This is a genomic window from Streptomyces sp. NPDC006925, assembly GCF_042869575.1.
Lineage (GTDB): Bacteria > Actinomycetota > Actinomycetes > Streptomycetales > Streptomycetaceae > Streptomyces.
On sequence record NZ_JBIAGB010000002.1, the window covers coordinates 435,613 to 459,677 of the forward strand.

Sequence of the window (24,065 nt, forward strand, 5' to 3'; positions counted from 1 at the left end):
CGATGGCTCCGGGAGCCGACCGGCTTACAGTGAGCGATGTGAGCGACAGTCAGAAACAGCAGCGAGTCGTGATCGTGGGCACCGGTATGGCGGGCGTGCAGACCGCCGTGCAGCTCCGCGAACAGGGCTGGCCCGGCTCCGTGCGGCTCCTCGGGGCCGAACCGCACCCGCCCTACGACCGGCCCCCGCTGTCCAAGGCCGTGCTGCTCGGCAGGGGCGAGGAGGCGGAGGTGCCGCTCTTCGACATCGACTTCGCGGCGCTGGGGATCGAGCTGGAACTGGGCCGGACCGCCACCGGGCTGCGCCCCGGCGAGCGGCTGCTGGTCACCGACGCGGGCCCGGTCCACTACGACCGGCTGGTGCTGGCCACCGGCGCCGAGCCTCGCACCCTGCCCGGGAGCGAGGGCGTGCCCGGCGTCCATGTGCTGCGCACCCTGGACGACGCGCGGCGGCTGCGGCCGGTGCTGGCCTCCCGCGGCAGGGTCGTGGTGGTCGGCGCAGGGTGGATCGGCGCGGAGTTCGCGACGGTCGCCCGTGAGTGGGGCTGCGAGGTCACCGTGGTGGAGACCGCCGCCGCACCGCTGCCGGGCGCCCTGCCGGCCGAGGTCTCCGCGCCGATGCGGGACTGGTACGCGGAGGCCGGGGCGACACTGCGCACCGGCGCGGCCGTCGCGGCGGTCGAACGCGGCGCGGTACTGCTCGCCGACGGGGCGCGGCTGCCGGCGGACGCGGTCCTGGTCGGGATCGGGGCCCGGCCCGCCACGGGATGGCTGGCCGGCTCCGGGGTGGCGCTCGGGTCCGACGGCTCCGTGCTGGCCGACGCGCGGCTGCGCAGCTCGGCCCCCGACTGCTACGCGGTGGGGGACTGCGCCTCCTTCCCCTCGGCCCGCTACGGCGAGCGGCTGCTGATCCACCACTGGGACAACGCGCTCCAGGGCCCCCGTACGGTCGCGGCGAACCTGCTCGCCGAGGGGCACGCCGACGGCGAGCCGGAGAGCGTCGCCTACGATCCGGTGCCCTACTTCTGGTCCGAGCAGTTCGGCCGCTTCGTGCAGTACGTCGGCCACCACGCTCCCGGCGACGAGCTGGTGTGGCGCGGCTCGCCGCGGGACCCCGCCTGGAGCGTGTGCTGGCTGCGTGGCGAGCGGCCGACCGCGCTGCTGGCCGTCGGCCGTCCGCGCGATCTCGCGCAGGGCCGGAAGCTGATTCAGCAGGGCACAGCCGTGGACCGGGCCGTGCTGGGCGACGCGGCCGTGGCCCTGAAGAAGGCCGCGCGGTAGTGACCGCCGGTTTCGGATGGCAGTCTGGAACCCGTGACCGAGATTGACGCAAAGACCGACGCGCTCGTCCCCGCCTGGCTCGCCCTCCCCGACGTCGCCGACATGCTCGGCGTCGAGGTGACCCGGGTGCGGCAGCTCGTGAAGGAAGGCCAATTGCTCGCGGTGCGGCGGGAGGCGGAGTCCGGGAACCGGGTGCTGCAGGTTCCGGCCGCCTTCGTCGGCGAGGGCCGGATCGTGAAGGGCCTGGCGGGCACCATCACCCTGCTGCGGGACGACGGATTCAGCGACGAAGAGATGCTCGAATGGCTGTTCACCGAGGACGAGTCGCTGCCCGGCTCGCCGGTGACGGCGCTGCGGGAGAACCGGGGCACCGAGGTCAAGCGCCGGGCGCAGGCACTCGCCGTCTGACCCCGCCGCCCGCGGCGGCGCACCAGCACACCGACAGCACCGGGTGCGTGGACCTCCCGGGGTCCGCGCACCCCCTCCCGGGGGGAACCGCACACCGCCATGTCCCGCATGTCCCGCAGCACCACCACCCCGTCCGCGGCGTCCCCGCGGCCCGCTCCCGCCCGTGAGCGGCTCGCGGAGGCACGGCTCTACCTGTGCACCGACGCGCGCACGGCGCAGGGCGACCTGCCCGCGTTCCTGGACGCCGTCCTGGCGGGCGGTGTGGACATCGTCCAGCTCCGGGACAAGCGGCTGGAGGCGGCCGAGGAACTGGCGCAGCTCGACGTGTTCGCCGAGGCCTGCCGCCGGCACGGGACCCTGCTGGCCGTGAACGACCGCGCGGACGTGGCCCACGCCGCCGCCTCCGAGGTGCTCCATCTCGGCCAGGGCGATCTGCCGGTCCCCGCGGCCCGCGCCCTGCTCGGCGACGAGGTGCTGATCGGCCGCTCCACGCACAGCCCCGCCGAGGCGGACGCGGCGCTGGTCGAGCCGGGCGTCGACTACTTCTGCACCGGTCCGTGCTGGCCGACCCCCACCAAGCCGGGCCGTCCCGCACCGGGGCTGGATCTCGTCCGTCACACCGCCGCCCGTACCGCCGCAGATCCGACGTCTCGGCCGTGGTTCGCCATCGGCGGCATCGATGCGGGCAATCTCGACCAAGTGCTGGACGCCGGGGCCCGCAGGGTGGTGGTGGTCCGCGCGCTCACCGAGGCCGATGATCCCGGGGCAGCGGCCGCCTCGCTGGCCGCGCGGCTGCGGGAGGCGGCTGCCGCGGATGCCCGTCCACCGGCGCCGTGACCGCACCGGCCGCTTAGCACGGGGGGCGGGACTGTCCAACAGGTGGACCTCGGCCATCCGGGAAACGGACAGATCCGCCCGTAACACCCCGGTGTCGAGCCGCTCTGCAGGCCAGGCCGCTAGCCTGCAGATATGGCCATCGGTATCTCAGCTCCCAGGACAGACCGTCCGCCGACCGTGCGTGATCTGCTCGCGAGCGGAGAGCAGTCCTTCTCCTTCGAGTTCTTCGCGCCGAAGACCGCGAAAGGGGAGCGGACGCTGTGGGACGCGCTGCGACGCATCGAGGCGGCGTCCCCGACCTTCGTGTCCGTCACCTACGGCGCGGGCGGTTCCTCACGTGAGGGCACGGTCCGCAACACCGAGCGCATCGCCAACGAGACCACGCTGACCCCCGTCGCACACCTCACGGCGGTCAGCCACTCGCGGGCGGAACTGCGCAACGTCATCGGGCAGTACGCCGACGCGGGCATCCGCAACGTGCTCGCACTGCGCGGCGATCCGCCCGGCGATCCGCTGGGCGAGTGGGTCAAGCACCCCGAGGGGATCGACTACGCCTCCGAACTCGTCGAACTGATCAAGGAGTCCGGCGACTTCTGCGTCGGTGTCGCGGCCTTCCCCGAGATGCACCCGCGCTCGGCCGACTGGGACAGCGACATCCGGCATTTCGTGAACAAGTGCAATGCCGGCGCCGACTACGCGATCACCCAGATGTTCTTCCAGGCGGAGGACTATCTCCGGCTGCGGGACAGGGTCGCCGCCGCGGGCTGCAGTACGCCGATCATCCCGGAGATCATGCCGGTCACGAGCGTGCAGCAGATCGAGCGGTTCGCGCAGCTGAGCAACGCCACGCTGCCGGCCGGGATGATCGAGCGGCTGCACGCGGTCCAGGACGATCCGGCGGCGGTACGCTCGGTCGGGATCGAGTACGCCACGGACTTGTGTGCGAGGCTGCTCGCCGAGGGGGTTCCGGGGCTGCACTTCATCACGCTCAACCACTCCACGGCGACGCTGGAGATCCACCAGAATCTCGGTCTCCGGGAGAGGGCTACCCTGGGCCTTCGCAAGGCTTGAGCCACGGGGCCGCCCAAGGGGCGGCGGGAGCGGAAGAGGGGCGTAGATGGGCTGGACGGTCCTCTATATCGCGTTCGGCATCGTTGCGCTGTGGCTGCTGGGCGAGGCACTGCTCCAGTACAAGGCCCGGCTGCGCTGGCGGTTGCTGGCCTTCACCGGCTTCCTCGGCGTGGTGGCGGGGACGGCGCTGCCGTCGGTCGTCGTGATCGGCCTCGGCATCGCGGCCTTCGCCGTCGGCCAGACCTTCGTCACGCTCTCGGTACGGAGCGGGTTCACCGCCGGGTGGGCACTCGGCGGTGGCCCCGGCTCCAGCCGGCGCCGCCGCGGCGGCGCGTCCCCCGGTCCGGACACGGCCTCGCTGGAGGTCTCCGACCTGCGCACCCACGACCCCGCCGACACCCCGGCCGCGGGCATCGCCCCGGTGCCCGATCCGGTCGACGACTACGGCCAGCAGGGGTACGGCCACCAGGAGCCCGAAGGCTGGGGCGGCGCGGACGGCGATCCGGGCAGCCAGGGAACCGGCTACGGCTACCCGGGCCACGACACCTACGGCCCCTACGGCGGTTACGGGGGCTACGGCGGCTACGAGGAGGAGACCTCGGTCTTCGCGCCGGTCTCCGACCAGCCTCCCGCCCACGGGGACGGCGGGCACGGGCAGTACGGCGGATACGAGCAGTACGCCGGCTACCAGGGCCACACCCCGGTCGGCGGGGTCGCCGGATACCCGGACCCCTCCGGATACCAGGACCCGGCGGACCACTCCGGATACCAGGACCAGGCGGACCACTCCGGATACCAGGACCAGGCCGGCTACCAGCAGTACCAGGACCCCTACGGGGGCTACGGCGGCCAGTACGGCGGCGACGGATACGGCTATCCGCAGCAGCCCTACCAGCCCCAGGTGCCCGAGACACCGCCGGGCGGGGTCTGGGTCCCCCAGCAGCGCGAGGGCGGCGCACCACTGCCCCCGGCGGAGCCGCAGCCCTACGGTTACGACCCGTACGCCGACGACGCCGCCGCCCAGCAGCCCCAGCCGTATCCGCAGCAGGCCCCGCAGTATCCGCAGGACTACTACGGCAGCGGCCCGTACTGAGCCCCGGCCGCGCCACGGCGACGATCCGCACCGGGCCCGGGCCGCCTGCTCAGACCGAGCCGCGCCACTCCGGGTCCTGCACCAGCCCGGCCACCATGGCGCCCGTCATCCCCGCGGCGGGCAGTCCGCCGCCCGGATGGGACCAGCCGCCCGCCGCGTGGAGCCCCTGCAGCCCCGTCGTGTTGGCGGGGTACAGAAAGGCCCCACCGCCGCCGGACAGTCCCGGCGGCGGCACCCGGCCGCCGGGGGCCCCGGTCTCCGCCTCGACGTCGGCGGGGGTGCGCACCTCGCGCCACAGCACCCGCTCCCGCAGCCCCAGACCCGCCGCGTCCGTCGCCGCCAGCAGGCTCTCGGCGAGCGGCTCCGCCGCCTCCGCCGGAAGGCCACCGGGCACCGGCAGCGTGAGCACGGCGGTCTCGTGCGAGTCGTCCGGGCGCAGCGCCGGATCGTCCGGCCGCAGCACGGTCAGCGGCTGTCCGGGAGCCTCCGCGCGGTGCACCAGCGTGCGGTGCGGGGTACCGGCGGGACGGGCACCGCGCAGCGCGAGCAGCACGGTGATCCGGGACATCCCCCGGTCCGCGCCTCCCTGCCCGCCGGGTGCGGCCGGTCCGCCGCTCGCGACCACCACCTCCGCGTCCACCGCCGAGCCGTCGGCAAGTTCGACACCCGCCGCCCGCCCGTCCTTCTCCCGCACTCCCGCCACCGGGCTGTCGAAGTGGAAGGCCACCCCGCGGGCCCGGCAGCGCGCGTGCAGCGCGTCGGCCAGCGCCCGCAGACCGCCGCGCACGTACCAGGTGCCGAAGGTGTCCTCGACGTAGGCGAGGGCGGCGGCGCTCGCGGGTGCCGTCGCCGGGTCCAGGCCCTGCGTCCAGACGGAGCCGCACAGCATCGCCGCCAGCCGGGGGTCGCGCAGCTCGTCGCGGGCGACCTCGGCCAGCGTCGGCCCGGCGCTCCCCCGTCCGCGCAGCGCCCGGGAGAGGCGCAGCAGGCCCTTCGGGCCTTGCGCGGGATAGGCGCCGTCCGCAGCGAGCAGGTCCCGCGAGGAGGGCTCGGCGCGCAGCGGCTCCTCCAGCAGCGGCCGCCGGGTGGCCTCCCATGCGGTGCGCGCCCGGGTCAGCACCGCGGACCAGCGTTCGCCCGCGCCCTCGCCCAGCGCCCCGTCCAGCGCGGCCATCACCTTGCCCCGGGAGGCATCCGGCAGCGTGACGGCGCTCCCGTCGGCGAACACGTGGCGGGCGGTGACGGGAACCTGGACCAGCTCCACCACGTCCTCCAGCCGCTCCCGGCCAGTCTTGACGAACAGGTCGCGGTAGACGGCCGGAAGCTGCAGCAGCCCCGGGCCGGTGTCGAACGCGAAGCCGTCGCGCGCGTACTGCCGCACGGCGCCTCCATAGGTCCCGGTGCGCTCGTGCACCACGACCTCGTGTCCCGCGACGGCCAGTCTGGCCGCCGCCGCCATGCCGCCCATCCCCGCCCCGACCACCACAACCCGTGCCATGTCCACCGACCCTATCGAGCCACACGTCACCGCCCACCCGGGGTGCGCTGGTAGAGCCACCGCCAAGCGAGTAGCTCCTGAAGCGGAACTCCGAACTGTCCATGGTCGCCGGTGCGCTCTCGATCGGGATCCACGCCCGCTGGTTCGCCGGCGACGAGGTGTACTGCGGCCGCGGTCTACGCCGGGGCACAAGGGCGCTGGGGCTCGGCTACACGGTCGGCGTCGCTGGTACGTACCAGGTCACCGACGGGGCCGGCCGCCGGTGGGAGGCCCCCAAACTGATCAACAAGGTGCGGCCCGAGCAGCGGATGCGTCGGCAGACCGGACACGGCACGAAGGGCACCTGCGAATACGACTGGGCCTGGCTCGACGTCCGCCCCGACGACACCCCCGACGAGAACGAGAACGTGGCGGGGACGAGCGTGCTCGTCGCGCGCCGCCCACCGGCGAGGTGTCCTACTTCCGCTGCTGGTCTCCGGGCTCCGTCTCACTCGGCACGCTGGTGGAAGTGATCTCCCGCAGGTGACGGATCGAGGAGACCTTCCAGCTCGCTAAGGGCTTCACCGGACTCGATCAAGGTCAGGTGACCTGCTGGAAGTCCTGGATGCGCTGGTCACTGCTTTCCCTGATCGTCGCCGCCGTCCTCCCCCTCACCCTCGCGTTCACGACGACGCACACCCACCCCGCTGGTGCGGCCAGGCTCACTCCGCTGTCCTGTCCCGAACTCCTCCGCCTCCTGCGCGCCCTCGTGCTGCCGGCTGCCTGTCCACGACCGTGCCCACGTCCTGCACCGACCCCTGGCGCCGTCGGCACCAAGCCGTTGCGACAGCCTGCCACCAGCAACGACACCGCCATCACGATCAGTTGTGATCAAGAACTACAGCTGCCGTGACTGACCCTCGCATCGCGCGGGCTACGAAGGCGTAGCGCGCGCCGAGTGAGTCGATGCCGCCCGGCATGGGACGCAGCGGCGCTGCATGGGCTGTGGCCCAACAGCTTGAGCGCCTATCACCCTCCGACGCCGTCAGTAGCGGAACGTAATAGCCCCTGCTAACTTTGGAGAGACTTACCGAACAGTCGAGCAACGGGTCACTTCTGTGTGAATCCGACAGTATTGCCCAGATTTACAGAAAACCGAAGACCGTTCAAATGAGAGAGGGGGCGTAGCCATGGGGAGTGACGGAGAAAAGTCCAAGAAATCCATGCCCGGAATGAAGCCGGGAGGGCATCTGCCGCGGAACTCGGACTCGGTGCATGCGGAGTCGAAGAAGAGGACCGCTGCCCGCTATCATGAAGAAACTTTGGGCCCTGAGACGCAGAAGGCCGGTGCCAAGGCGGACGAGGATACCGAACCGATCGCGGGGAATCCGCAGAGTCCCACCTCGCCGCGTGGGAAGCTGCATGGGCGGGAGGTATGGACGGCTGTACGTCATCGTCTGACGGTTTGGCGTAAGCATAATAAGCATCTCACACAAAAATTGGCCTACGAACGTGAGGCGCTTCTCGATGCCAACAAGATCCTTAGCGGTACCGATCTCCATGTTGCAGAGAAAGTGAACGATTCAGTCGTTCGCTCCGGCCGCAAGAATGCGCTCGACAACCTCTGAGGACAGCGTCATGGCAATTTCATACGACGACATTGTGAACGCGAACTTGGGCTCCCTCGAGGATGCCGCCAAGGCTTGGGAGGACATGGGTAAGAAGTTCGGAAGCCTGGGCCAGAAATACAGAGATCACGTTCGCACAGCTGTGGATGCCGACAGCTGGCAGGGTGAGTCAGCAAAAATGTTCGGAAAATGGGGAGGCAAGACAGCCGAGGAGTATGATCAGGCCAAGGGAGAGGCGCGTGGAGTAGGGGCGCTGCTCCGGATGGCTCATGCCACCCTTGATGCGCACAAAAAGGCGGTTGAGAAAGTCCGGGATGACGCTCAGGACGCGGGGATGCACGTGGACTCCCACGGCCGATGCACTATGGACCTGGACAGGGTAGCGGCCCAAAAGGGCGAGGACGTTGCTGATAGATATCGGAAAGATGCAGCTTCTCGCACCAAGGTTGAGCGGCACTGGACAGATGCGATCAAGAAAGCTGTGAAGGATGCGCAGGCTGCTGATTCGGCGATGAAGACCGCCTTCATGGCAGAACCGAAGGAGTCGGAGAAGGGTCTCCCCAACGGATTCGATGGCAGTATCGGCGACGACGCAGTCAAGGCCAACGCAAAGAGGGCTGCCAAGACGTACAAGAGTATCTTGGACGGCAAGACACCATCCTCTGAGAAACTGCGCGAAGCAAGCGTTTTGGTACGGGGACAGAGCGACGATCCTGAGTTCAGCCGCACACTACTCAACTCAGTTGGCGGTCCGGAGGGAGTCATCAAGATACAGAACCGTCTCGATGACTTGGCCTACTACGACGATAAGGGAAACAAGAAATCCTACCTTGCCTTGAGGGACGGGTTGGCGACGAATCTCGCCACGGCGACGAGCAAGGATGGCGTTGACGCAAAGGCGCCCCCAGGCGCTGCCCGAGCATTCACTGACAAATGGCTTTCGGAACTTCGCAGCGATGGGCTGAAGAAATACGATCTCGAACTGGCCTCGAAGAAAGGTGGAGGACAGAAGATCCGTGGCTATCAGGCCCTCGCGAGCTTGATGGAACACAGCGACAGAAAATACGGAATCCATTTTCTTCATGGATTGGCCGACGATATTCGCGCTGCTGAAGATCCCAAGAATGACGGAGATCCCGGAGATCCCGATATCTGGGACTTGGAAGGTGACTTCTCGGGAGAAAAGGGAAAGAAGAGCGGGCTCTTTGACCATAGTGGATCTGGACGGTTTGCCAACGATCCGCTAGACGGTGTGCTTGATGTCATGAGTAGGAATCCGAAAGCTGCGACCGACTATTTGGATCCACAGACGAAGGAAGGTGAGGACCGGTTTAACTACCTGAAAAATGAACGTGATTGGGACCTGGTCAACAGTAAGGTCTCGCATGTCTCAGGAACCGGTCAGGTGCAGATCATCAGTGCTCACGATACGGAAGACAAGGACGCGCGTAGTGGCTACGGCGCCTTGCTGGAAGCAGCGATGACGGGTGACGCATCTGGTGCCGCGAAGCCTGATGACTTCGGCAAGCACAGCGAGGCCGAGGCTCAGTTGTTCGAGAAAGTTGTGAAATCTTACGGGGCTGATGCAGGTCGCGATCTGAGTTCGATTCCCGAAGGTATACGTCAGAACCTGGCAAACACTGTAGCCTCCTATCCACAAGATGTGCGTGACATTATAGGCGGATCAGCGGATTATACCCAGTTGTCAACTGGCACTGACGCCAATGACCTGAAGATTAGTAACCCGACTATGCATCTCTTTTTGCGTGGTGTTTCCGAGGACGGCGGCGCTTTTCGAACAATTCATGATTCGCAAATGTCAGAAATCGCCAAGTCTATCTCGAATTTGAATAATGAAGACTTCCATAATTATCATGGCTCGGATGATAAGGACGTCGTCCGGGAATCTGCAAAGACGATGGGGGCGTTGGATCGTATACGTGCGGATGTACTAGGGAGTGAGCGTGATGCGGAGATCGACAGGAACAACTGGTCGAAAACATACCAGTATCACTTGATCGGGACTCCGCTTACGGGTATCCCTTATGTGGGAGATTCGGCTCAGCGCCTCGTGGATATTGTCGCGGGTAAACATGCAGAATCGCTGAACGTTGCGGCCGGCGATAAGACGCGTCAAGAGCTTATAGATTTTTATTCCGAAAAGGGGTACCCACGGCTTCAGCAACTGCTCACCCGGAGAGCAATAGATGTCGGAATCTCAGAAAATGAGATCAAGGATTCTGGTAGCGGCATGGGAGATCTACTCGGAGATGCGCAAGATTTGGTACGGGACTGGTATCACTAATTCTAAATCCAGTACGGGTGGAACGGATTGATGTGGTCTAAAGGTAGGAAATATTCATTTGCAGTGGCCATGATTGCTCTCGCCGTGGGAGTGGTGAGTGCGCTCGTCGTTAGGTCGCGTGGCGATGACCTCGAGACGCAAGAGAGAGATTTCTGTCGGCGAGTCCTGGCGAAGGGCTCGGTGGGTGGGGGCACCACGAACAGATCCCTGAAGGAGTGCGCCTCCGACCTGCAGCAGGCGATGCTGCGTAACAGGGAGGTGCGGCAAAGTACGGTTGACGCTTACGGACGTCGTGTTGCCAAGGATTCCAGGAAAATGCCTGGGCCGGTGCGTGCGGCCGTAGCAGAGGCACTTGCACGGCATCCCGGTGAGGTGTTCGAAAGTCTCGCCTGGGGTAGCGGGCGCTCACCTGCCAAGGAACCGAAATTGATGCGCGAGTCTTTGGTGCACGTTTTGAATGCCATCGCCCGCGATGATTCTGCCTGGCGGGTGCTGAGGAAATCTCAACAAGACCATATCAAGAACCGAATAGATGAGTTGAAGCGTTCAGACTTTGCGCGATCTCCCCGGAAGGGCGAGGTTGATCGAGCTATTGTCATTGGAAACCAGACAGGCCGGGTCGTCGGTTCACTGGCCAGGATCAAGATCCATACCTTTGGAAGCGGTGATGATAAACGGGCGCAGCGTATCAGTGAATATGAACGACACGGCTTCCCATGGTTGCGTAGATTGCTCTATGACCGGGCTCACGCGGTTGGGATCCTGGAATCCACGATGAAGGACACTGGTAGTCGTCTCAGTGACATCGTCCATGAAGCTAACGTGGCCTCTGCGCTGAACTGAAGTTGACTGGTCTAAGAATCTATGGGCTGAGCCTTTTCCGACCTGCCAGTAGTCCTGGCCAGTTGGGCTGACAGTCGGGTGAAGCCCCTGGTAGGTGGGTTTTCGACCAAGGGGACCGTCTCCACCAGAGGTTTCACGTGCTTGTCTACCCGTCCGGCTCGACGTGTCCAGTTCCGCCCTCCGCTTCCTCACGCAGCAGTTGCGGCGGCACCGCCGTACGGTCGGCTGCCGATGGCGGCGCCTGAGCGCCGGCCGCCAGGCTCTTGCGCACTCTCGCTCATCTACGGATGGGACACATGTGTGCGCAAGCTCGCGGCCGGGTTCGGCGTCGGCTCCACGACGGCTTACCGCTATGTCACCGAGGCGGTCGGGCTCCTGGCCGCTCTCGCCCCTGTCTGGCCGACGCGGTGCGGACCGCCTCGGTGAAGGCGTATCCGATCCTGGACGGCACGCTCCTGCCGATCGAGCGCATTGCCGCGGACCGGCCGTTCTGCTCCGGCAAACACAAGAGGCACGGGATGAACGTGCAGGTCATCGCCGATCCCTTCGGCCGACTGCTGTGCGCCTCGCCGGCCCTGCCAGGCGCCGTCCACGACATCAGGGGAACGCTCCAAGGTGATGTGGTGCGGCAGCCAGGAGTATCTGCTGCAGGTCCTGTATCCGGGGTCGGGGTCCGAGCAGGACGCCATCCGGAAGTACAGCGAGAAGCATCAGGCGGGCCCTGACTCCCTGGCCAAGAGGTTCGAGGACTCCGTGAGGCGCGCCCTCAAGTGCGAGAAGTGAGAACAGCGGTGACGGCGGAGTAGGTACCCGTACTCAGAAGAGATCTTGAGTATCCGCACGGATGGGCCGCCATCCGTGCGGACGGCAGAGTGAGGGCAACGGAAGGGCACGGGGCCGCACCGCCGACACGGGGCCGCGGAACGGTGCCGGCGCCCCTCCGGAAGCCACCCCTCTCCACAGGTGGGGCGGCCCCGCGAGGGGGGCGGGGCCGCCCCACCTGTGGAGAGGGCCGGTCCGCGGTCAGCCGGGACGGCCTGCGCCGACCCGGCCCTGGAGCAGCAGGGACAGCGCCCCGTGCACGTCCTCGATCGAGCGCTCCGGCTGGAACGCCTTCCAGTCGAGTGCGGCCACCAGCACCATCCCGACCAGCGCGGCGGCGGTGAGCTGGACGTCGATCTCCTCGCTCAGCTCCCCTTCCGCGACGCCGGCCCGCAGCACGCCCTCCACTACCGCGACCGCTTCCTTGCGCACCATCAGCAGCGTGTCGTTCCAGGCCCGTCCGGTGCGCCACAGCTCGGCGACGTAGAGCTGGGTGAAGGCGGGGTAGTGGTCGATGAACTGCAGCCCCGCGCGGACCATCGCGTCGAGCGCGTCCACCCGGCTGCCGCCCCGGCCGTCGGTCTCCTCCGCTGCCTTGCGCAGATCGGCGGTGAGCAGCTCCACGCCGTGCCGCAGCAGCTCCTCGAACAGCTCGGTCTTGCTGGCGAAGTTGTAGTAGACCGTGCCCTTGGCCACCCCGGCCCGTTCGGCGATCTCCTCCACGGTCGTGGAGGAGAACCCCTGCTCGGCGATGAGGGTGACCGCCGCATGGAAGAGCTTGTCCCTGGTGGCACTGCGGCTGCGGGAAGTGGAAGGGCTGGTCCGGGCGCTTGTCATGCGGTCATTCTCCTCTCGGAGCCGTCCGGGCCTCACAGCGAGATCTCCGGACGCAGCCGGTCCAGCGTCCACACCTGCTTGCGGCGCGCGGTGACCGTCGTGAGCGCCAGGGCGCCCGCGGTGAAGGCCAGCAGGACCAGGCAGGCCCGCTGCACCGGCCACAGTTCGCCGCCCGTGATCAGGTGCCGCAGCCCCTCCACCACGTAGCTCATCGGCAGCAGCGGGTGGAGCACGTTGAAGAAGTGCGGGCTCGTCTGGATCGGATAGGTGCCCCCGGCCGAGGTCAGCTGGAGCATCAGCATCGCCAGGACGAGGATCCGGCCCGCGGGCCCGAAGCGCGCGTTGAGGAACTGGACGACGGCCGTGAAGCACGCCGTCACCAGCATCAGGAAGCCCACCGTGGCCAGGCCGCGAGCCATCTGCAGTCCCAGCCCCCAGTGCAGCACGCTCATCAGCGCGGCCACCTGGGCCACTCCGATCGCGGCCACCGGCAGCCAGCCCGCCAGCGCGATCCGCCAGGCCGGGGCGCCCGCGGCCAGCGCCCGCCGGTTCAGCGGCTGGAGCAGCATGTAGGCGATCATCGCGCCCACCCAGAGCGAGAGCGGGATGAAGTAGGGCGCGAATCCGGTGCCGTAGTTGGGTGCCGCGTGCGCCTTGTGGGACGCGAGGTCGACGGGGTCGGCCATCACCCCGGTGCGGTCCTCGCGCTCCTTCTTGCCGTAGTCCGGGATCTTCTCCGCGCCGTCGTGCAGGCCGCTCGCCAGCTTTCCGGAGCCGTCGGCCAGCTTGAACAGACCGCCGTCGAGGGAGGCGGCGCCGTCGGAGAGTTTGCCCAGTCCGGTGTCGAGCGAGGCGGCCCCGCTCTTGGCGGTGCCCAGTCCGGTGTGCAGCTTCCCGGCGCCCTTGGCGACCTTGTGGGCGCCGTTGTTGAGCTCGTTGATCTGCCGCACCGCGTCGGCCACGTCCTGGTCCAGGTGCGGGGCCCGGTCGGCGACGGCGTCCGCGGCGCGGTTGAGGTCGTCGAGGTGGCGGCCGAGTTCGTCGAGGTTCTGCTCGTTCTTGACGTACCCGTTGACCTTCGCGGCGACCTTCGCCGAACGTTCGGCGGCGGCCACGGCCTTCTTCAGCTTCGGGCAGGAGTCGGGGGCCAGGCCGGCGGGCCGGGCGGCGGACGGGGTGGGCTGCCCGGTCGCGGAGGCCCCGGCGCCGGGCTGCGGCGTGCCGCCGCCGTCGGCGCCTTCGCCTCCGGTGCTCCCGCCGCTTTCGGGGAGCGTCCCGGTCGGGGACGGCGCGGGTGTCCCCGGGACGCCCTTGCCGCAGCGTGCTTCGTAGAGCGTGGAGAGCGCGTCGGCGGCCTTGCGGGTGTCGGTCTGCGCGCGCCGCGCCTCGCCGGGCAGCTTGCCGAGGTTCTTCTTCAGCGTCTTGCTCGTCCGGGCCACCTCCCGCGCCGCCTTGCCGACGTCGCCGCTGTGTGCCCGCAGGAATGGACGGACCTTCTCGGCTTCTCCGTTGACCTTGTCGGTGAGCTTCTGGGTGCCCTCGGCGACCCGGTCCGCGCCCTTCTCCAGGGACCCGGCGCCCTTGTGCAGGTCGGCCGTGCCGTTCTTCAGCCGGCCGCTGCCCTCCTCGGCGTCACCGAGTCCGTTCTTGAGCCTGCCCGCGCCCTTCTTCGCCTTGCCGATGCCGTCGCCCAGGTCGTCCGCGCCCTCGGCGGCCTCGGTGGTCTTGCTGTGCAGCGTGGAGAAGGAGACGTAGATCTTGTCGAAGAAGCCGCGCGAGACCTTGCTGGAGGCGCTCGAGCGGACCTCGGAGAAGACGGTGCGGGAGATCTGCCCGACGATGTAGTTGTTCGCGTCGTTGGTGCGCACCTTGAGCGCACCCGTCTCGGGGGAGTCGCCCGAGCTGGAGGAGACCCGCTTGCTGAAGTCGGCGGGTATCGTCAGCGACAGGTAGTACCGCCCGTCCTCGACTCCCTTGCGGGCGTCGGCCGCGCTGGTCTCCTGCCAGTCGAACGAGTCGCTGTCGTGCAGCCCCTTGACGATGTCGGCGCCCGCGTCGACCTTCTCTCCCTGCACGGTGGCGCCCCGGTCCTCGTTCACCAGCGCCACCGGCACCCGGTCCAGGCGCTCGTAGGGGTTCCAGAACGACCACAGGTACAGGGCTCCGTACAGCAGCGGAAGCAGCAGCATCGCGGCCATCGCCGCCCGCGGCAGCCGCCCCCTGCCGAACCGCTTGAGCTCAAGCGCGGCTAGCCTCGGCGAGCGCATCCTCCGCCCCCTCCTTCTCGTCCGTCTCGTCGTCCTCGGGGGCGTCGCCGGAGGGCCCGGTGCCGTCCGGGCCCGTCTGCGCGCCGTCCGGGCGCGCCGCGCCGGTACGGACCACCACGGCCCCCTCGGGCGGCGGTTCGCTGCACACCGCCAGCACCGTGGTGCCGCCGTCGGCCACCGCGCGCAACAGCTCCCAGGCCGCGGCGCGTTCGGTCTCCGACAGCTTCAGATCCACATCGTCGACGGCCACCAGTCGGGGCTCGCCCAGCAGTGCCAGCGCCATGGAGAGCCGCAGCTCCTCCAGCCGCCCCAGGTCCCGCACGGCCGTGCGCCCGCCCCTGGGCAGCGCGTCAAGGTCGAGGCCGGCGGTGTCCAGGGCCGCCTCCAGTCGCTCCCGGCTGGCCGCGGCCCGCTCCCGGCGGGGCCGCAGCAGGGTGCGGAGCGGACCGTCGAACCGCCGCTGGAGCAGCACGCGCTCGCGGAGTTGCTCGGTGACGGTCAGCGCCGGGTCCAGGTCGTTGACGCCGGGCACCGGGCCCAGCGCGGTGATCCGGCGGACGGCGGCGAGCCGTTCGGGCAGCGGATGCCCGGCCACCTCGGCGTGTCCGCTGCCTGCCTTCATCCGGCCGGTCAGGGCCAGCAGCAGGCAGGTGCGGCCGGAGCCCGACGGCCCGGTCACCGCGATCAGCGAGCCCGCTCCGGCGGTGAATCCCACCCGGTCGAAGACGGGCCCGCGCGGCCCCCTCAGCCCGAAGTCCGCCGCCGAGACGGCGGCTCCTCGCCCGTGTGCCACGGCCCCTCCCGCTGTGTCTGCGTGTCGCTGCGCGGGCCGGCGCAGCGACACGCTGTGCCGCGGCCGGCGCGCCGTGCCCGGCCCCCCGGCGCCGGGCACGGCAACTTTTGAACTGACTGGTCAGTTCAAAGTATGCAGCAGACCGCGCCCGGTGCGCCAATCCGGCGGCACCTCCGGCCGACGGAGTCCCGGCAGTTCGCCGCTCGACGCGGTGTATGCGCAGGTCAGGGCCGATTGTCAGTGGCATGCGCCACGATGTGCCCATACGACCGGTTCCCGAACCGGTATCAGCCGACGGGAGGTTGATCCACGTGAAGCGTCCGTCCCGGGGAGCACGCCCGGTGCCCCCGCAGCCGACAGCGCCGCCCGCCAGCCACCCCCACGACATCCACCCCGTGCTCCGCAGGGCCACCGCCCCGCCCGCCGCACGCGACCTGCTCGCGCAGGCCCGGCACGGGCTCGACGAAGCGGCGGCGCTCCAGCCGGCCAACGAGCGGTACGCCACCGCCCACCTCGCCGCACTGCGCACGGCCGCCGCCGTCCTCGCCGTACGCGGCACCGCCGACCCCGCCCCCGCCCGCCGCCGGGGCGGCGCCCCGCGCAGGCCGCGCCGCCCCGCCATCCGCAGCGCCTGGGAGGTGCTGCCCGAAGTCGCCCCCGAACTGGCCGAGTGGGCGGCGCTCTTCGCCTCCGGCGCCGACCGCCGGGCACGGGCCGAGGCGGGCATAGCCGGAGCCGCCGACCCGCGCGACGCCGACGACCTGACCCACTACGCCGGGATGTTCCTCCGGCTCGTCGAGCGGATGCTCCTCACCCAGCCGGCGCTGCCGCAGCCCCGCACGGCCGAGGGGGACGAGCACCCCGCCCGGCCCGCCCACCCCCGGGACCGGCGGGCGGGGTGAGGAGCCGTGGCGGCCAGGGCCCCGCCGGGCGGATCGGCGGGCGGCGGAGGCAATAGGGTGGGATCCGCCCGTCCCTGAGCCGAGGAGCCACCGCATGTCCCGCCCCAGCGCAACCCTCCGGACCGCCGTGGTCTGGGACGTCCTCAGGGGAGCCCTCGACCAGCGCGCCGAACTGGCGGACCACACCGAACTGGAGGTCCTCGACACCGGCGGCGGCACCGGCAACTTCGCGGTGCCCGTCGCCCGCCTCGGGCACCGCGTCACCGTCGTCGACCCCAGCCCCGACGCCCTCTTCGCGCTGGAGCGGCGTGCCGCCGAAGCCGGAGTGGCCGACCGGGTGCGCGGCTTCCAGGGCGATGTGCGGGGCCTCTTCGAGGTCGCCGAGCGGGGTGCGTACGACGTGGTGTTCTGCCACGGCGTCCTGGAGTACGTCGACGACCCGGCCGAGGGCCTCGGCAACGCCGTCGCCGCGCTGCGCGAGGAGGGCGGCACGCTGAGTGTGCTGGCCTCCGGACTGGGCGGGGCCGTTCTGGCGCGGGCGCTGGCCGGGCACTTCACCGAGGCCCGGCACGCCCTCGCCTCGCCCGGCGGGCGGTGGGGCGAGAGCGACCCCATGCCCCGCCGCTTCACCCCCGAGCAGCTGACGGCGCTGGTGACCAGCACCGGGCTCGAGGTGATCTCCGTGCACGGCGTACGGATCTTCGCCGATCTGGTGCCCGGCGCGCTGGTGGACACCGAGCCGGACGCGCTGGACGCGCTGGCCCGGCTGGAGGCGGCCGCCGCCGAGCTGCCCGACTTCCAGTCCGTGGCCAGCCAGCTCCATGTGCTCGCCGAGATCCCGCCCCGCGGGCTGCGACCCGCCGACCGCTGACGCCGCACCCGCCGTCCGGCGGGGGTCTGCTCGCACGACCGCCCGATCAACCGCTGCGCGCCGTATGATCGAAGCACGCCGTCCGGCATGGCGGAAAGGTGGTGCGGGAATGAACGGAGCACACCGTGGGCACCCCGTCCGTCATATCGGGTGTGGTGGGAGGAATTGGCGTAGAGGGGCGGGTTTCACGGGGGCGATTCCCTGCCTATCCTGAAAGAGTCGCATCCGGTCGCCCCCGCGACCGACGAGTAGGAGGACTCCGTGCCGCTCTCTGAGCACGAGCAGCGGATGCTCGAGCAGATGGAGCGAGCGCTGTACGCCGAAGATCCCAAGTTCGCAACAGCGCTCGAGGGAAGTGAGCTGCGTCGGTACACCCGCAAGCGGGTCTACCAAGCGGTGGCGGGCTTTCTGGTGGGTATCGCGCTCCTCATGGCCGGAATGGTCGCTCAGCAGATCTGGATCAGCGTCGTCGGCTTCCTGGTCATGCTCGGCTGTGCGGTCCTCGCCGTGACCGGGTGGCGGAAGGCGCCCAAGCAGGGTGAGGAGCAGGCCGCGAGCCAGGGCGAGTCCTCGCAGGGCTCGGGTTCGGCGCGTCGCCAGCAGCCACGGAACCGCAGGTCGGTGATGTCCCGTATCGAGGAGCGGTGGCAGCGCCGCCGCGACGAGGGCCACCACTGACGGCGGGGTCACCACCCCGTTCCGCATACTTTCGCCCTTCCTCGCAACGTCACGCGGCGGCGTGACGCGGCCCGGACAACCGCCCGTGTCGTGCCCGCGGTGCCCCCGCTGCGCGGCGACGGCCCCTACGGCGACGGCGGCGCGGTCCTCCGAACGCAGATCCTCCGGCGGTGCGGGAACCCTCACGGGGCTCCCGCACCGCCGCACGTGTTCCCGCGGGATGCTGTCCCGCCCACCGTGTCCGGCGCACCGCCGTGCGGCCCCGGGTCACCCGACCGGACCCGGAGCCGGTGCCGGGCTGCCCCGCCCGGCTACTCGGCCGGGCGGGGTCGGCGCGCCGCGCGGGTCCAGCGGGCCCGCAGCGTCCGCCCGCGGTGGCCGGCGGCCCGCAGCAGCCGCCCCGTGGACGGGGGCAGCAGCAGGGCCCGGACCCGCAGGGTGCGGGGCGCCGCGGCGCGCAGCCCGGCCCGGACGCGCTGCACGTCGCGGGTGATCCCGGGGGCCGGCCGCGGCTCGGGCGCGTACAGCACCTGTTCGACCGCGAGTGCGATCCGCTGCACCGCCTCGGCCTCGGGGGGCTGGAGTTCTCCCACCCGGGCCAGCCGCTCGGCGGCCGTGCGCGGGGTCGCGGACTCCTCCGGCACGATCCCGTAGTCCCATCCGGTGTCCAGGAGTTCCTGCCAGGCGGCGAGCACCCCCTCGGCGCTCTCCGGACCGGTACCCCCGGGCCGGCTCCGGAGCCGCCGGGAGCGTCTCCTCATCCGCAGCAGCATCGGCAGCAGCAACAGCGCCAGCAGGAGCAGTGACGCGCCGCCGATACCGGCGACGGCGGCCGCGGACGGCCCCTCCTCGGAGCCCCCGGAGCCGGGCAGCGGAGCCGCCAGCCCGCACTCGGGGTCGGAGCGCTTCTGCTGGGCGGTGCACTCCTGCGACGGCGACGGGGCGACCGTGGGCTCGTCGTTCCCGCGGCGGTCGGGCAGCACCTCGCCGGAGTCGCGGTCGGGATCCGGTGCGTCCGGCCGGGCGTAGGGCGGGGTGCTGCCGCGGGTGGGGGTGGGTTCGAAGCGGGTCCAGCCCACACCTTCGAAGTACAGCTCCGGCCAGGCGTGCGCGTCCTGGAAGCCGACCTCCATCGCGCCGTCGCCGCGCGCCGTGCCGGGGGTGAATCCGACCGCGACCCGGGCCGGGATGCCCAGGGTGCGGGCCATCGAGGCCATGGCGAAGGAGAAGTGGACGCAGAAGCCCTCCTTCTGCTGCAGGAAGTCGGCGATGGCGTTGACGCCGGTGCCCGCCTCCACCTCGGTGTCGTAGGCGAAGCCCCCCTCGGTCGCGAACCAGTCCTGGAGCCGTACCGCGCGCTCGTAGTCGTTCGCCGCACCGCGGGTGACCTGGCGTGCGGTCCTGGGGACGACGTCCGGCAGCGTGCCGGGAACGGCGGTGTACTCGCGCTCCAGCGCGGGCGGCGGGTCGGGCGCGTTGCGCAGCTGCTCGGCGGTGGGCCGCACCTGCAGGCTCTCGACCGTGTAGCGCAGCCCGCGGGTGGTCTGCTTGTCGTAGCCGACCAGGGTGCGGCCTTCGGGCTCGAAGCGCCACTTGCCCTCAAGGCGCACCCGGTCGGCGGGGAAGGGCATGGGCAGCCAGTCCTGCGCGTAGGCGTCGCTGGCCTGGATGGTGGTGCGCACCGGGCTGGTCCGCACGTCCGACCCCAGCCCGCGCGGGGCGGGCAGCTGGTCCGGGATCTCGCCGATCCGCCGCTCGGAGGGCTTCCACTGGGCGCCGTCGAACCTGTCCAGCGCGACGATGCGCAGGTAGAGCCCGTTGTCGTCGTTGTCGCCCCCGTCTGTCCGGTAGACCAGCGCGGTGCGGTCCTGCGGCTGGTCGAGGCTGTTCTTGAGCGCGACCACCGGGTTCACCGCCGAGACCGTGCCGCCGCCCTGTCCGCGCACCCCTCCGCCGCCGGTCCCCACCTCGTCGAGCAGGCCGCCGCTGAGCGAGGGCAGCGCGGCGGGTACCAGCAGCGAGACGCCCAGGGCCAGCACTCCGATCCGGCGCCCGGTGCGCACGGGTGCCGCCGCGGGGCCTCCGACGCTGCCCGGCTGGTGCGGCGCCGCACCGGGCCGGCTGCGGTCGGCGAAGACCCGGCCCCACTGGGAGAGCCGCTCCCGCCCCTCGGCCAGCAGGAGCAGCAGATAGCCGCCCGCGGCGCACAGGAACCACAGCCAGCGTGCGCCGCCTTCGGAGAGCCCGGCCGCCACCGAGTACAGGGCGAGCAGTGGCAGCCCGGCCGGGGCGGCGCTGCGGTAGGTCACGGCGACCGTGTCCACCAGCAGGCCGATCAGCAGCACTCCGCCGATCAGCATCAGCCGTATGCCGTCGGTGAGCGGCGCGGGTATCGCATACCGGCTCACGTCCTGGACGCCCTGCTCGAACAGGGCGGCGAAGTGGGTGAAGACCCCGGGTACCGGCAGGAATCCGGCCGGCGCGGCGGAGCGTGCGAAGACGACGGTGAGCAGCAGCAGCGAGGTGAGCGCCTGCGCCAGCACGGTCAGCGGGCGGGCGAGCGGGACCCGGCGGGCGGCGGCACCCACTCCGGCCTGCACGCCGATCAGCACCGCCGCCTGGATCAGCCAGGCCGCCGGCTCGACCAGCGGCAGCAGCGCGCAGGCCGCGGCCAGGGTCGCCAGCGCGGCGCAGAATGCGAGCCGCCCCCGTCCGCTCATCGTTCCGCTCCCTTCGCGCTCGCGTGCTCGGCTTCCTGCCACAGTGCGGCCAGCGGCGTCCCGGGCCCGCCGGTCAGCGCTGTCCACCCCGCCTCGTGCAGGACGCGCAGCGCGGCCGCGGCCTCGGTTCCGGGCGGCTCGGCGGCGTCCGCTGCCGGCTGCCCGGTGCCGCCTTGCGGGAGCTGGGCGGGGGTGGCCACGAAGGCCACCGCGCGGTCGGAGCGCTGCCGCAGGCGGCCGACGGTGAGTGCTTGCTCCTCGTCCAGCGCTCCCAGGAAAGCGATCAGCAGCCCCGGCTGTCCGGCGTCCCCGCCGCGCAGCGCGTCGTAGGCCCCGGCCAGCCCCTGCTCGTTCGAGTGTTCGACGATGGCGAGGGTATCGAGCAGCAGTCCGGCCGTGTCCGGGTTCTCCGCGAGGAAGCCCCCGTTCTCCGGTCCGGGCGCGGCGGCTCCGGTGTCGGTCAGCAGCCGGACCGAGCAGCCGCGCTCCAGCAGGTGCACGCACACCGAAGCGGCGCCCGCGACCGCCCACTCGAACGGGGAGTCGGGCCCCGAGCCGGGGTAGCCGGCCCGGCGGGTGTCCAGCAGGACGGTGCAGCGGGCCTGTTGCGGCTGTTCCTCGCGGCGCACCATCAGTTCGCCGTAGCGTGCTGTCGAACGCCAGTGCACCCGGCGCAGGTCGTCGCCGTGCCGGTAGCCGCGCGGGATCACGTCGTCGTCCCCGGCCAGGGCGAGCGCGCGCTGCCGCCCTTCCCCGTAGCCGCCGGTCCGCCCGGCCGACCGGGTCGGCGGCAGCGCCTCGACGGGCGGTACGACGGTGAGGGTGTCCCAGGTGCTGAACGAGCGCGTCAGCTCGCACATCCCGAACGGGTCCGTCAGCCGCAGTTGGAGCGGGCCCAGCGGATAGCGTCCGCGCAGGTCGGAGCGGACCCGGTAGGAGACCTCGCGGCGACCGCCCGGCTCCACCCGGTCCAGGACGAACCGGGGCCGCGGCCCCAGCACGTAGGGCACCCGGTCCTGCAGCATCAGCAGCCCGGTGGGCAGCCGCGAGACGTTGTCCACCCGCAGGTGCACACGGGCCTCCGAGCGCGCCGGTACCCGCGAGGGCGACAGCCTGCGGTAGCCCGCCACACGGTAGCGGGTGCGGTGCAGCACCAGCACGCACACCAGGGGCAGCACCCCCAGCAGCACGCCCACCCGCAGGAGTTCGTCCTGGCCCAGCAGGTACGCGCACAGCACCGCCGCCAGCCCGGCCGCCAGGAAGGAGCGGCCGCGCGTGGTCAGGCCGCCGAATGCGCGGCGCAGCGAGCCGCTCCGCTCCTGCGGACCGGACCCGTCACCGGGCGCTGCCGCGCCGGAGGCCGGTCCGGAAGCGGACGGGGGGCCCGGGGCCGCTCCGTAGGCCATCAGTAGCCCCGGGGCTGCCCGGTCTGCGGCCGATTCAGGGGTGCCTGCTGTCCGGCAGTCGGCGGCGGCCCGTAGGGAGCCGGACCGGGCGGTGCCGTTCTGGGCGCGGCGGGGCCGGGACCGGGGCCGACGGCGGGCACCGGCACCTGCTGCACGATCTCGGACACCACCTGCTCGGCGGTACGACGGTTCAACTGGGCCTGCGCGGTGGGCAGCAGCCGGTGTGCCAGGACGGGGACCGCGAGCGACTGCACGTCGTCGGGGAGCGCGAACTCGCGCCCGCCGAGCGCGGCCGACGCCTTGGCGGCCCGCAGCAGGTGCAGCGTCGCGCGGGGCGAGGCGCCCAGCCGCAGCTCGGAGTGCGAGCGGGTGGCGGCCACCAACTCGACCGCGTACCGCCGCACCGCGTCCGAGACGTGTACGCCGCGCACCATCCCGATCAGCTTGGCGATGTCGTGCGCGTGCGCCACCGGCTGGAGGTCCTCCAGCGGGGAGGCGCCGCCGTGCACGTCGAGCATCTCCAACTCGGCCGCGGGGCTCGGATAGCCGATGGAGACCCGCACCATGAACCGGTCGCGCTGCGCCTCGGGCAGCGGATAGGTGCCCTCCATCTCCACCGGGTTCTGAGTGGCGACGACCATGAACGGGTCGGGCAGCTCGTAGGTCTGCCCGTCGATGGTGACCTGGCGCTCCTCCATCGACTCCAGCAGCGCCGACTGGGTCTTGGGGGAGGCGCGGTTGATCTCGTCGCCGATCACGATCTGCGCGAAGATGGCCCCGGGCTTGAACTCGAAGTCCTTGCGCTGCTGGTCGTAGACGCTGACCCCGGTGATGTCGGAGGGCAGCAGATCGGGGGTGAACTGGATCCGCCGCACCGAGCAGTCGATCGTTCTGGCCAGCGCCTTGGCCAGCATCGTCTTGCCGACGCCGGGCACGTCCTCGATCAGCAGATGCCCCTCGGCCAGCAGCACTGTGAGCGAGAGCCGGACGACGTCGGGCTTCCCTTCGATCACCGATTCGACACAGCGGCGCACCTCGCCCGCCGTGGCGCTCAGTTCGCTCAGGTCCGCCCGCTCGTCATAGGTCGTCACCGGCCCTCCTCGGCCCCATCCCCGTTGTATGTGCCCGCCGCGTGCGTTCCACCGGGCCCTGCAGTGTGCGTCGTTGCGTATTCTTCACGGCGACGGGCCCTCCCGTCACTCTTCCGGGTGGCTCCGGGCCGCGGTCCTGCCGGGTCAGGCCGGGGCGATCTCGCGCAGCAGGCCCGTCGTGACGTCGAAGACGAAGCCGCGGACGTCGTCCCGGTGCAGCAGGAAGGGCGAGGTCCGTACCCGTTCGACGGACTGGCGCACGTCCTGGTCCAGATCCTTGAAGGACTCGACTGCCCAGGACGGCCGCTGGCCCACTTCCAGTTCCAGCTCGTGGCGGAAATCCTCGGTGAGGTTGAGCAGTCCGCAGTTGGTGTGGTGGATGAGGACCACGGAACGGGTGCCCAGGGCGCGCTGGCTGATGGTGAGGGAGCGGATGACGTCGTCGGTGACCACGCCGCCGGCGTTCCGGATGGTGTGGCAGTCGCCCAGCTCCAGCCCCAGCGCGGCGTGCAGGTCCAGGCGGGCGTCCATGCAGGCGACGACGGCGACCGAGCGGACCGGGCGGGCGTCCATGCCCGGGTCGGTGAAGCCGTCCGCGTACTGCTGGTTCGCGGTGACGAGCTCGTCGGTCACGGACGGTGCGGACTGCGGGTCAGGTGTGGGTATCGACATGTGTACGACGTTAGACGTTCCCCGAGCGGACGGCCTGCCCGGAGAGTGGTGAAATCGGACGGCG

General features: G+C 70.6%; 21 protein-coding genes and 1 pseudogene. 14 read left to right on the forward strand and 8 right to left on the reverse strand.

From position 1 onward, the window contains the following. The first annotated feature begins 2 nt into the window (after positions 1–2). The 5 genes from ACFYNS_RS04590 (at position 3) to ACFYNS_RS04610 (ending at position 4,689) form a co-directional block, all read left to right on the forward strand. Positions 3–1,280, forward strand: a complete 1,278-nt coding sequence (locus ACFYNS_RS04590) for an FAD-dependent oxidoreductase (protein ID WP_360296653.1) — start codon at positions 3–5, stop codon at positions 1,278–1,280. Positions 1,281–1,313: 33 nt separating this feature from the next. Beyond that, the gene (locus ACFYNS_RS04595) at positions 1,314–1,688 is read left to right on the forward strand and encodes an Rv2175c family DNA-binding protein (protein ID WP_360296656.1); all 375 of its coding nucleotides are present in this window, start codon (positions 1,314–1,316) and stop codon (positions 1,686–1,688) included. Positions 1,689–1,787: 99 nt separating this feature from the next. After that, positions 1,788–2,525 carry a thiamine phosphate synthase gene (thiE, locus tag ACFYNS_RS04600; protein WP_360296659.1) on the forward strand — a complete coding sequence of 246 codons (738 nt, stop codon included), beginning with the start codon at positions 1,788–1,790 and terminating at the stop codon, positions 2,523–2,525. Positions 2,526–2,657: 132 nt separating this feature from the next. Continuing rightward, positions 2,658–3,596 (forward strand): methylenetetrahydrofolate reductase [NAD(P)H], encoded by a 939-nt coding sequence (metF, locus tag ACFYNS_RS04605; protein ID WP_360296662.1) that lies wholly within the window; start codon positions 2,658–2,660, stop codon positions 3,594–3,596. 46 nt (positions 3,597–3,642) lie between these two features. Beyond that, on the forward strand, positions 3,643–4,689 hold the full coding sequence (locus ACFYNS_RS04610; RefSeq protein WP_388600748.1) for a hypothetical protein: 1,047 nt from the start codon (positions 3,643–3,645) through the stop codon (positions 4,687–4,689). 49 nt (positions 4,690–4,738) lie between these two features. Here ACFYNS_RS04610 and ACFYNS_RS04615 read toward each other — a convergent pair whose 3' ends face one another. Beyond that, positions 4,739–6,187 (reverse strand): phytoene desaturase family protein, encoded by a 1,449-nt coding sequence (locus ACFYNS_RS04615; protein WP_388600749.1) that lies wholly within the window; start codon positions 6,185–6,187, stop codon positions 4,739–4,741. Between the two features lie 101 nt (positions 6,188–6,288). Between ACFYNS_RS04615 and ACFYNS_RS04620 the strand changes: the two genes are divergently transcribed. The 6 genes and pseudogenes from ACFYNS_RS04620 (at position 6,289) to ACFYNS_RS04645 (ending at position 11,725) form a co-directional block, all read left to right on the forward strand. Continuing rightward, a complete protein-coding gene (locus tag ACFYNS_RS04620; RefSeq protein WP_360296671.1) occupies positions 6,289–6,699 on the forward strand; it encodes a hypothetical protein in 411 nt (136 codons plus the stop codon). A 657-nt stretch (positions 6,700–7,356) separates the two neighbouring features. Next, complete coding sequence (locus ACFYNS_RS04625) at positions 7,357–7,794, forward strand: hypothetical protein (RefSeq protein WP_360296674.1); 438 nt, start codon at positions 7,357–7,359, stop codon at positions 7,792–7,794. 10 nt (positions 7,795–7,804) lie between these two features. Next, positions 7,805–10,099 (forward strand): DUF6571 family protein, encoded by a 2,295-nt coding sequence (locus ACFYNS_RS04630; protein ID WP_388600751.1) that lies wholly within the window; start codon positions 7,805–7,807, stop codon positions 10,097–10,099. A 63-nt stretch (positions 10,100–10,162) separates the two neighbouring features. After that, the gene (locus ACFYNS_RS04635; protein WP_388600754.1) at positions 10,163–10,942 is read left to right on the forward strand and encodes a hypothetical protein; all 780 of its coding nucleotides are present in this window, start codon (positions 10,163–10,165) and stop codon (positions 10,940–10,942) included. Positions 10,943–11,079: 137 nt separating this feature from the next. Beyond that, positions 11,080–11,568: pseudogene (locus ACFYNS_RS04640) on the forward strand (transposase family protein); the annotation flags it as partial. Then, positions 11,561–11,725 carry a hypothetical protein gene (locus ACFYNS_RS04645; RefSeq protein ID WP_360296684.1) on the forward strand — a complete coding sequence of 55 codons (165 nt, stop codon included), beginning with the start codon at positions 11,561–11,563 and terminating at the stop codon, positions 11,723–11,725. The pseudogene ACFYNS_RS04640 and the gene ACFYNS_RS04645, both read left to right, overlap by 8 nt. A 240-nt stretch (positions 11,726–11,965) precedes the next feature. Here ACFYNS_RS04645 and ACFYNS_RS04650 read toward each other — a convergent pair whose 3' ends face one another. From ACFYNS_RS04650 to ACFYNS_RS04660, 3 genes are read right to left on the reverse strand one after another with little or no spacing between them, the layout of a single operon-like run. Then, positions 11,966–12,601 carry a TetR/AcrR family transcriptional regulator gene (locus ACFYNS_RS04650; protein ID WP_074998309.1) on the reverse strand — a complete coding sequence of 212 codons (636 nt, stop codon included), beginning with the start codon at positions 12,599–12,601 and terminating at the stop codon, positions 11,966–11,968. Between the two features lie 32 nt (positions 12,602–12,633). Continuing rightward, positions 12,634–14,868 carry a YhgE/Pip family protein gene (locus ACFYNS_RS04655; protein ID WP_388600756.1) on the reverse strand — a complete coding sequence of 745 codons (2,235 nt, stop codon included), beginning with the start codon at positions 14,866–14,868 and terminating at the stop codon, positions 12,634–12,636. Beyond that, positions 14,840–15,661: an ATP-binding cassette domain-containing protein gene (locus ACFYNS_RS04660; protein WP_388600758.1), complete on the reverse strand. Its 822-nt coding sequence runs from the start codon at positions 15,659–15,661 to the stop codon at positions 14,840–14,842. Before ACFYNS_RS04660 ends, ACFYNS_RS04655 begins: the two co-directional genes overlap by 29 nt. 341 nt (positions 15,662–16,002) lie before the next feature. Here ACFYNS_RS04660 and ACFYNS_RS04665 point away from each other — a divergent pair, with 341 nt between their 5' ends. From ACFYNS_RS04665 to ACFYNS_RS04675, 3 genes are all read left to right on the forward strand, one after another. After that, on the forward strand, positions 16,003–16,563 hold the full coding sequence (locus ACFYNS_RS04665; RefSeq protein ID WP_388600761.1) for an SAV_6107 family HEPN domain-containing protein: 561 nt from the start codon (positions 16,003–16,005) through the stop codon (positions 16,561–16,563). Between the two features lie 94 nt (positions 16,564–16,657). Further along, the gene (locus ACFYNS_RS04670; protein WP_360303797.1) at positions 16,658–17,434 is read left to right on the forward strand and encodes a methyltransferase; all 777 of its coding nucleotides are present in this window, start codon (positions 16,658–16,660) and stop codon (positions 17,432–17,434) included. A 261-nt stretch (positions 17,435–17,695) separates the two neighbouring features. Next, positions 17,696–18,112 carry a DUF3040 domain-containing protein gene (locus tag ACFYNS_RS04675; protein ID WP_360303795.1) on the forward strand — a complete coding sequence of 139 codons (417 nt, stop codon included), beginning with the start codon at positions 17,696–17,698 and terminating at the stop codon, positions 18,110–18,112. Between the two features lie 311 nt (positions 18,113–18,423). Here the strand turns inward: ACFYNS_RS04675 and ACFYNS_RS04680 are convergent, their stop codons facing one another. From ACFYNS_RS04680 to ACFYNS_RS04695, 4 genes are all read right to left on the reverse strand, one after another. After that, the gene (locus ACFYNS_RS04680) at positions 18,424–20,832 is read right to left on the reverse strand and encodes a DUF3488 and DUF4129 domain-containing transglutaminase family protein (protein WP_388600762.1); all 2,409 of its coding nucleotides are present in this window, start codon (positions 20,830–20,832) and stop codon (positions 18,424–18,426) included. Next, positions 20,829–22,238: a DUF58 domain-containing protein gene (locus tag ACFYNS_RS04685; RefSeq protein ID WP_360302634.1), complete on the reverse strand. Its 1,410-nt coding sequence runs from the start codon at positions 22,236–22,238 to the stop codon at positions 20,829–20,831. The genes ACFYNS_RS04680 and ACFYNS_RS04685 overlap by 4 nt, the downstream gene beginning before the upstream one ends. After that, on the reverse strand, positions 22,238–23,329 hold the full coding sequence (locus ACFYNS_RS04690) for a MoxR family ATPase (protein WP_360302631.1): 1,092 nt from the start codon (positions 23,327–23,329) through the stop codon (positions 22,238–22,240). The genes ACFYNS_RS04685 and ACFYNS_RS04690 overlap by 1 nt, the downstream gene beginning before the upstream one ends. Before the next feature lie 144 nt (positions 23,330–23,473). Then, a complete protein-coding gene (locus ACFYNS_RS04695) occupies positions 23,474–24,001 on the reverse strand; it encodes a carbonic anhydrase (protein WP_360302628.1) in 528 nt (175 codons plus the stop codon). Between the last annotated feature and the right edge of the window lie 64 nt (positions 24,002–24,065).

Bases quoted from the DNA above. Each gene is read 5' to 3' on its own strand.
- ACFYNS_RS04655 (WP_388600756.1), bottom strand. From the start codon at position 14,868: ATGCGCTCGCCGAGGCTAGCCGCGCTTGAGCTCAAGCGGTTCGGCAGG.
- thiE (WP_360296659.1), top strand. From the start codon at position 1,788: ATGTCCCGCATGTCCCGCAGCACCACCACCCCGTCCGCGGCGTCCCCG.
- ACFYNS_RS04620 (WP_360296671.1), top strand. From the start codon at position 6,289: ATGGTCGCCGGTGCGCTCTCGATCGGGATCCACGCCCGCTGGTTCGCC.
- ACFYNS_RS04670 (WP_360303797.1), top strand. From the start codon at position 16,658: ATGTCCCGCCCCAGCGCAACCCTCCGGACCGCCGTGGTCTGGGACGTC.
- ACFYNS_RS04630 (WP_388600751.1), top strand. From the start codon at position 7,805: ATGGCAATTTCATACGACGACATTGTGAACGCGAACTTGGGCTCCCTC.
- ACFYNS_RS04680 (WP_388600762.1), bottom strand. From the start codon at position 20,832: ATGAGCGGACGGGGGCGGCTCGCATTCTGCGCCGCGCTGGCGACCCTG.
- metF (WP_360296662.1), top strand. From the start codon at position 2,658: ATGGCCATCGGTATCTCAGCTCCCAGGACAGACCGTCCGCCGACCGTG.
- ACFYNS_RS04610 (WP_388600748.1), top strand. From the start codon at position 3,643: ATGGGCTGGACGGTCCTCTATATCGCGTTCGGCATCGTTGCGCTGTGG.
- ACFYNS_RS04645 (WP_360296684.1), top strand. From the start codon at position 11,561: ATGTGGTGCGGCAGCCAGGAGTATCTGCTGCAGGTCCTGTATCCGGGG.
- ACFYNS_RS04615 (WP_388600749.1), bottom strand. From the start codon at position 6,187: ATGGCACGGGTTGTGGTGGTCGGGGCGGGGATGGGCGGCATGGCGGCG.
- ACFYNS_RS04685 (WP_360302634.1), bottom strand. From the start codon at position 22,238: ATGGCCTACGGAGCGGCCCCGGGCCCCCCGTCCGCTTCCGGACCGGCC.
- ACFYNS_RS04590 (WP_360296653.1), top strand. From the start codon at position 3: ATGGCTCCGGGAGCCGACCGGCTTACAGTGAGCGATGTGAGCGACAGT.
- ACFYNS_RS04650 (WP_074998309.1), bottom strand. From the start codon at position 12,601: ATGACAAGCGCCCGGACCAGCCCTTCCACTTCCCGCAGCCGCAGTGCC.
- ACFYNS_RS04625 (WP_360296674.1), top strand. From the start codon at position 7,357: ATGGGGAGTGACGGAGAAAAGTCCAAGAAATCCATGCCCGGAATGAAG.
- ACFYNS_RS04695 (WP_360302628.1), bottom strand. From the start codon at position 24,001: ATGTCGATACCCACACCTGACCCGCAGTCCGCACCGTCCGTGACCGAC.